Annotated in this window: 7 protein-coding genes and 1 pseudogene; 6 read left to right on the top strand and 2 right to left on the bottom strand. The window is 56.0% G+C overall.

Annotation, left to right across the window (positions count from 1 at the left end):
* The 3 genes and pseudogenes from VNZ65_RS04330 to VNZ65_RS04320 all read left to right on the top strand — a co-directional run.
* Nucleotides 1-523, top strand: a pseudogene (locus tag VNZ65_RS04330) (hypothetical protein); the annotation flags it as partial.
* Nucleotides 510-1,340 carry a hypothetical protein gene (locus VNZ65_RS04325; RefSeq protein WP_325666435.1) on the top strand — a complete coding sequence of 277 codons (831 nt, stop codon included), beginning with the start codon at nt 510-512 and terminating at the stop codon, nt 1,338-1,340. The pseudogene VNZ65_RS04330 and the gene VNZ65_RS04325, both read left to right, overlap by 14 nt.
* Nucleotide 1,341: 1 nt before the next feature.
* Nucleotides 1,342-3,702: a hypothetical protein gene (locus VNZ65_RS04320; RefSeq protein WP_325666433.1), complete on the top strand. Its 2,361-nt coding sequence runs from the start codon at nt 1,342-1,344 to the stop codon at nt 3,700-3,702.
* 8 nt (nt 3,703-3,710) lie between these two features.
* Here VNZ65_RS04320 and VNZ65_RS04315 read toward each other — a convergent pair whose 3' ends face one another.
* Entirely contained in the window at nt 3,711-4,001 is a 291-nt protein-coding gene (locus VNZ65_RS04315) for a helix-turn-helix domain-containing protein (RefSeq protein WP_325666432.1), read from the bottom strand.
* Nucleotides 3,994-4,308, bottom strand: coding sequence for a transcriptional regulator (locus VNZ65_RS04310; protein ID WP_325666430.1), 315 nt, complete (start codon nt 4,306-4,308; stop codon nt 3,994-3,996). The genes VNZ65_RS04315 and VNZ65_RS04310 overlap by 8 nt, the downstream gene beginning before the upstream one ends.
* Nucleotides 4,309-4,472: 164 nt before the next feature.
* On the opposite strand from VNZ65_RS04310, the gene VNZ65_RS04305 reads away from it, so the two are divergent.
* From VNZ65_RS04305 to VNZ65_RS04295, 3 genes are all read left to right on the top strand, one after another.
* Complete coding sequence (locus VNZ65_RS04305) at nt 4,473-4,961, top strand: hypothetical protein (protein WP_325666428.1); 489 nt, start codon at nt 4,473-4,475, stop codon at nt 4,959-4,961.
* Between the two features lie 5 nt (nt 4,962-4,966).
* On the top strand, nt 4,967-5,452 hold the full coding sequence (locus VNZ65_RS04300; RefSeq protein ID WP_325666426.1) for a hypothetical protein: 486 nt from the start codon (nt 4,967-4,969) through the stop codon (nt 5,450-5,452).
* Nucleotides 5,453-5,455: 3 nt separating this feature from the next.
* On the top strand, nt 5,456-6,155 hold a 700-nt coding region (locus VNZ65_RS04295; protein WP_325666424.1), incomplete at its 3' end, for a hypothetical protein.

Genomic DNA, 6,155 nt, shown 5'->3' with positions numbered 1-6,155 from the left:
TGGCGACTCGGGCCGCAATGGCGAACTGTCGATCGAGGATGTGATGATGCATGCGCGCCTCCTGGGTGGCGCGCTGGGGGTAGACCTGTCGATGCTGGGCTTCGCCGATCAGTTGTCCGGAGGGCTGGGCGACGGCGGGTTCTTCCGTGTCAGCGCCCAGGTGGCGGAAAAGTCGCGCATTATCCGTGGCGCGCTGTCCGACTTCTTCAATTCCGTCATTGATCTGCACACGATGCATCGCTACGGGATCGTGTTTTCTGAGGAGGAGCGCCCTTGGAATATCAATTTCTACGGTTCCATTTCCGCTATGGAGGCCGAGAAGCAGCGAACGCGCCTGGAATCAGCAAATTCGGCCGCCATGCTGGCGCAGGTCATGTCCCAGATCAAGGAGATGGGCCTGGACGAGAAGACGACTGCGATGTTCCTGGCGAAGCAAATGCTGCTAGACGAAGATGAAGCCGCTGCCTACGCCAAGGCCATGGCCGCTAAAGCTGTCGAGGAGAGCGACATTGGGACTGTTTGATAACGTTGCCAATAGCATTGCCTTGCCAAAGAGCGCCGGCGCCATTGCTGCCATTGGCCAGGCTAAGAAATATCTACCGCCGCGCTTGGGCGCCCTGGTCAATACGGGCTTGGGTGTCGGCAATAAGCTGCTGAGTGGTGATCTCGGTGGTGCTGCGCTCTCTGTTCTGGATTCGGGGCTACTCGCGAACTATTTCCCGCGCGTGGACGGCCTGGCTGCATTGGCGGCGTATTGGGCCACGCCGACACCACTCTTGGGCGGTATCACGCCGGCGGAAGCCAAGGCGATATTTGATGAATGCTCAGCAACCCGGTATGCCAAGAAAAACCTGTTTCTGGTCGAAGTCACGGATATGATGCCGTCCAGCATGGATTCGTTGGTGTCGAAGCTGATGACCGGCGACGGCGCCAGTATGTTCAACTTGTTTGCGACTGAAGTAAATTATTCGCCTTGGACGATTACCGGGGACAAGATGCGGGTCGGGTCAGCGTCGATAGATTCGGTGCATAGCTTGGAATCTGTCGATATGCGGTTGACCACCATGGACGATTCGGTGGGCACGCTCAAAAAATGGTTTGAATCGAAAGCAGCAGCGGCGACCAAGCGGGACGGTTGCGTCGGCGTACCCATCGAATACCTGGTCAAGATCCGTATCTTGCATTCCTTTATTACCGATGCGAGCAATCGCGGCGGCTACGAGAGCGTTCTATATATGCGTCCGGCCAGCATTGAATTTGACTTGTCGCGGCGAGACGACACGGTGCAAGAAATTCAAATGACGTTCTCGCAGTTCGATTCCTTCTTTCCGGTAGCTTGACATGACAATTCAATCCGATAGCTTTGGCTTCCTGGTAGGTGATCCTGCTGATTGGGGCGAGGCGCTTAAATTATGGGCGGCTATTCAGGATGACGTGCGTGGCATCCGTCAGGCGCTCACCTCAAGCGCCGCTGCCGCCAAACGGGCTACCCAGAGCAGTACGGCCCGAGTTCTTGCATTGCCGCGCCGTCAAAGCGCCGCGGGTGCCAAGGTAGTACAGATCACCTCCAGGATGGTTGTGCAGCCTACGTCGTTGCTGAAGACGGCGGTTGTCAGTAAGGATGTGCTGCGGGCAGCCTTTCCTGCAACTGTGCGCCGCGATGCCAATGGCAGGTTCGTGCGGACAGATCGGGCGATTACGCCAAATGCGCCGCGCGCCGGGCAAGATCAGCCGAGTGAACGCAATGGAAAGGGCGAAAGCACCGATGGCCGCTCGGCTGTTTCGGGAAGAATCGGTGCGGTGGGAGCCATGGCATCGAATGCGATCGACCGTGCGCCGGATGTGGATCCTGCCATCGCCGCCGCCAAGGAACTCAGTGCGATTGTGACGCCGATCGGACGTGGTTTCGGCGAGATGCTTGGCCGTGACGGGGAAGAAAAGAAGAAGGTTATTTGGTTCAAGCGACTCTGGACCGAGTTACGGGGATTACGCCGGGATGAGACGGAATTCAGCAAGGCGCAACTGCGCAAGCTGGCCGCGATTGAGAAGAAGCCCGCCGCCGGCAGCTCCGGGGGATTGATGAGCCGTTTGGCGCCAAAAATTCCCGGACTCGGGATGCTGGGGAATTTGCTTGGGAAGGGTGGTAAGGGGTTGTTCGGGCTCGGCAAGGGCTTGTTCCGGCGCCTACCGCTGCTTGGCGCAATGCTGGCGGGCGGTTCTGCGCTGGCCAGCATGTTCGGTAGCGATGATCCTGACAAAACGCCGGCAGAAAATCGGAAAGGCCGTTTTGCCGGGGGCGGCAGTGGCATCGGTGCGTTGATTGGCGGCGGCATAGGGCTGGCTTTTGGTGGTCCGATTGGTGCGATGATCGGTGGTTTCATCGGCGACAAGCTGGGTGAAGTCACTGGCGAATGGCTATCTACCTTTGACTGGAAAGAGATTGGCGACAAGATCGCGGCAACCTGGGACGCTGGCGTTCAGAAGTTCAGTGATGGATGGGATGCGATTACGGGCTTTTTTAAGGATAAATTTGAGATTGCCAAGAATGCCGCCAATGTGGTGAAGGATCTCGCCGTTCAGGCGGGAAACGTTGCTAACGATGTCGTCAAGGAAAAAACCGGAATTGACGTCAAGGAAAATGTCACCAACGCGGCTACGGCAATCAAGAATACGGCTGTTGGTGCCGTGGAGACCGTCGACCAGCATGTGGTTAAACCAGTGACTGCCGCCGCTGGTGCCGCTGCCAATTATGGGCAGGAACGTGTTGCCAAGATGGCCGCACCTATTGGTCGTGTGGTCAATGAGCGCTGGCAGGCCGCGAAAGACTACCTGGTCGGCGGAGCGAGTTCTGCTGGCGTTGACCCTGGTGTGGTGGCGCAGATCGCGCATTTCGAGAGTGGTTTTAATAAGGACGCCGCCCCGATCCAGAAAAACGGTAAGAGGTTGTCGAGCGCCCACGGCTACGGCCAGTTTATCGACGGTACTTGGACCGACATGATCAATAAATATGGCGGCAAGTATGGCATCGATGGCGCGGGGAAATTGTCGAAGCAAGATGCGGAGAAATATCGGAGCGACCCTAAAATTCAGGCTGGCATGCTGGCTGAATTTACCCGTGAGAATATTGCAAAGGGGAGGAAGCTCGGCGGTACGGACGACGCGGCGAACGTCTACGCCTATCACAATCTCGGCGATGGTGACGCCGGCCGCATCCTGAAAGCGGTGAAAAATAATCCTGAAACCTCTGTGCGGGATGCGCTGGTGGGTGGTCGTGAGGTGAGTGAGAGCGAGCGCTTGCGGATTGAGGCCGTCATCAAAAACAATAAAAGCCTGTATGGTGACGGGACGATCTCTGCTGGCGCCGCTTATCAAAATATGGGCAACAAAATGCGCATGGGCGAGTTTTTTGCGCAGGATGCGAGAGCGATGCAGGCGAAGAGTGTTATGCCATCGCTGGCAGTGACGCCGCTATCACCAGCGGTGCCGAATATCTCTGCCATCCTGAATATACCGACCGCGCCAGCTATAGCGAAGATGCCGGATATCCCCGAAATCGCGTCAATATTGCCGGCGACGCAGCTCAATGCTAGACCGTCGAATACGTCGGTGACGGTCGTGGCGCCAAAGTCTGACGTCGGACAAGACTTACGAGACCGCAAAATTGCCCATGTGGTGACCGGAGGAATGTCAGCAGGGGCTTAAATTGGAATTTATGCCGTATGCTGAGATTCTTCGATTAGGACTTCCGGATGGCGCATGGCGATATTCAATAATGTTCGGGCTGCGCCAGACGGGTCACGTCGACCTTGCTCCCATTCTTGCAGCGTGCGCACCGACACGCCCATGAGTGCTGCGAACTGCGACTGCGACAACCCAGATTGGGTGCGTGCCTTGGCAATTGGCGAGACCGCAACGACTGTTGAGCGAGCCGCTTTACCGGTCTTCATGTCGCGTACCGATTTGAGTAGATCGGCTTGGAATTGATCGAGTTCTTTATCCATGATGCATTTCCTCTCGAAGTTGATTTAAGAAATTGGTCGGCAAGTTATCGAACTTGGCTTTTGTGTAGGCAATCAGCAACCAGATTTGGCCGTTATCGAGCAGGTTGTAATAAATAACTCGCGCGCCTCCACGTTTACCCATTCCCCGACGTGCGTAGCGCACCTTACGTAAGCCGCCGGTACTTGGTATCACATCGCCAGATAATGGATTGGCGGCAATCCAGTTAATCAGCTCTTCGCGTTCGGCATCTGACCATATTTCTGACGCATATCGTTGAAAAATTTCGGTTTCGATGACTGTGTACATGGGCGTTATTATACGGCATTGACGTATAGTTGCAAGTATTGCTAACCGAATAATAAAATAGCGGTACGCCTGTAAGCATGCCGAGTATGGAAAACCCCCCCATTTAAGGCCGTCATGAGCCGGTAAAGTTAGGCGCATCACCTAACTGACCCGCATGAGGGAATATGACCGTATCGAATCCAGCTTACCTACAGAGCCTCTACAACACCACACGGGCGATGGGCGACAAAGCTATCTCCAGCGATGCTGCCTTCGAAATCGAGGGCTTTGAGCAGATGTGGCTGCTGACTAAGCAGTTTCCGTGGCCTGAGCTTTCTAGCGCTGGCGAAATTGAAATTCCGATGCCACTCGGCTCGGCGAAGTGGGAGGCGCAGCAGGTCAAGATCAACCAGCAAGGTCAAATCACCTTGATGGAGACCAAGGCCGGCCATGTCTCTAAAATGATGCTGAACCTGATTCGTACTGGCGGCAAATTCAACGCCAAAGTATATGAAGGCACGCCGTCCCAGTTCTCCGTCGCCAAGCCGATCTACGACTGCTTCATCCAGCTGGATAACCCGGATCGCGATTGGGAAAACCGTTCCCAGGTGCTCAATATCTCGGGCACGCTGTTTTTCCATTATTTCAACGAAGAAATTCCGGGCAATATTTAAGCATCGTGGCGGAATTTTCTAAACCGCTGAAGGAGCTGGCCTTGCTCTTTCTGGCAAAGGAGCGCCCGGTGGGCATTGTGCTGGAGGAGGAAACGGTGCTTGCCCAAGCGCTGGCCGCCGCTAGATTTTGCGGTGGATTCGGGCCATTTGATGCTTTACTGCCGGCGGCTCCCGTCGCAGGGATGTCGCCCGAAGTGCGTGATCCATGGGATTCGTCTTCGTCGTATCCGCGCTTCCCCGTTCCCGATGATCTGTATCCATCGAGCGATTTTGTCGAGATCGACACGCCGCTGACGCAGAGCGAATGGGCGATTGTGCGTCCACTGTTCATTCTGTACGTCGAGCGAGAAAACGCGGTCTACCTGGAGGCGTCGCGCTCGCTCGGCGTGGATGTCTATGGCCGCTCGGCGTCCGAGATCGCCCAGGATATCGTCCAAAAGGAGACGGACGTGCAGCGCTTGATGTTCTGCATGCCTATCGTGACGGTGTAGCGCATGCAACTGATTTTGTCCTCCGGCACGGTGCTGCGCGGCGATCTGCTGCTGAGCGCTTGCCTGCATTCTGATCTGGCGCCGGTGCCGATGACGCTGGAAGCTGTCGTCAGGGCGACAGCGGCAACGGTAGCGGGGCTCAAGCAAGGTGAAACCATTAGCATAGCCAGTGAAGGCTACGTATTTCGCATCGTTCAGGTTCAGCGCAGCAAGGTGTCGGCCAACGTCCAGGGCAGCGACCAGATGGCCGCTTTACACATTGTGGCGCTGTTTGAGCCTTGTCATCAGATCGCTTTCCGTCGCAAGACAGCGGTAATCAAAGAGGGCAACACGCTGGGTAGTATTTATGGCGCGTGTGGCGCACGCGTCAAAATCAATGCGGATTACCCGATTGCGCGCTTTGCCTGTTATGCCGGCGGCGTGCCGAGCTACGAAGTCGCCAAGGTGCTGCAGGAAGAGGGCGGTGCGATTTATACCGATGGCCGCGAAGTCACGTTCATTCGCCTGCAAGACATTTTTAAGCAAGAGCCGATATTGCGTCTGGAGCAGGATACGACTGAGAATATCGATAGCGGCTTCATGGAGCGCCACGAGGTGCCGTCTTTCTTTTCGACGGATGCCTCCGGCGCATTCGTCTATGGCAATCGTTCCAAGGTGCGCGCTATTGGCTATCAGCCAAGGACCGATACCCGCATGCTGTGGA

The organism is Collimonas sp. (genome assembly GCF_035566555.1).
Lineage (GTDB): Bacteria > Pseudomonadota > Gammaproteobacteria > Burkholderiales > Burkholderiaceae_D > Collimonas.
Note: the sequence above shows the minus strand (reverse complement) of the source record. Positions and strands in the feature narration are given on the sequence as shown.

What these genes read in the sequence shown, in the direction of transcription:
- VNZ65_RS04320 (WP_325666433.1), top strand. Translation starts at nt 1,342, where the DNA reads ATGACAATTCAATCCGATAGCTTTGGCTTCCTGGTAGGTGATCCTGCT.
- VNZ65_RS04315 (WP_325666432.1), bottom strand. Translation starts at nt 4,001, where the DNA reads ATGGATAAAGAACTCGATCAATTCCAAGCCGATCTACTCAAATCGGTA.
- VNZ65_RS04310 (WP_325666430.1), bottom strand. Translation starts at nt 4,308, where the DNA reads ATGTACACAGTCATCGAAACCGAAATTTTTCAACGATATGCGTCAGAA.
- VNZ65_RS04305 (WP_325666428.1), top strand. Translation starts at nt 4,473, where the DNA reads ATGACCGTATCGAATCCAGCTTACCTACAGAGCCTCTACAACACCACA.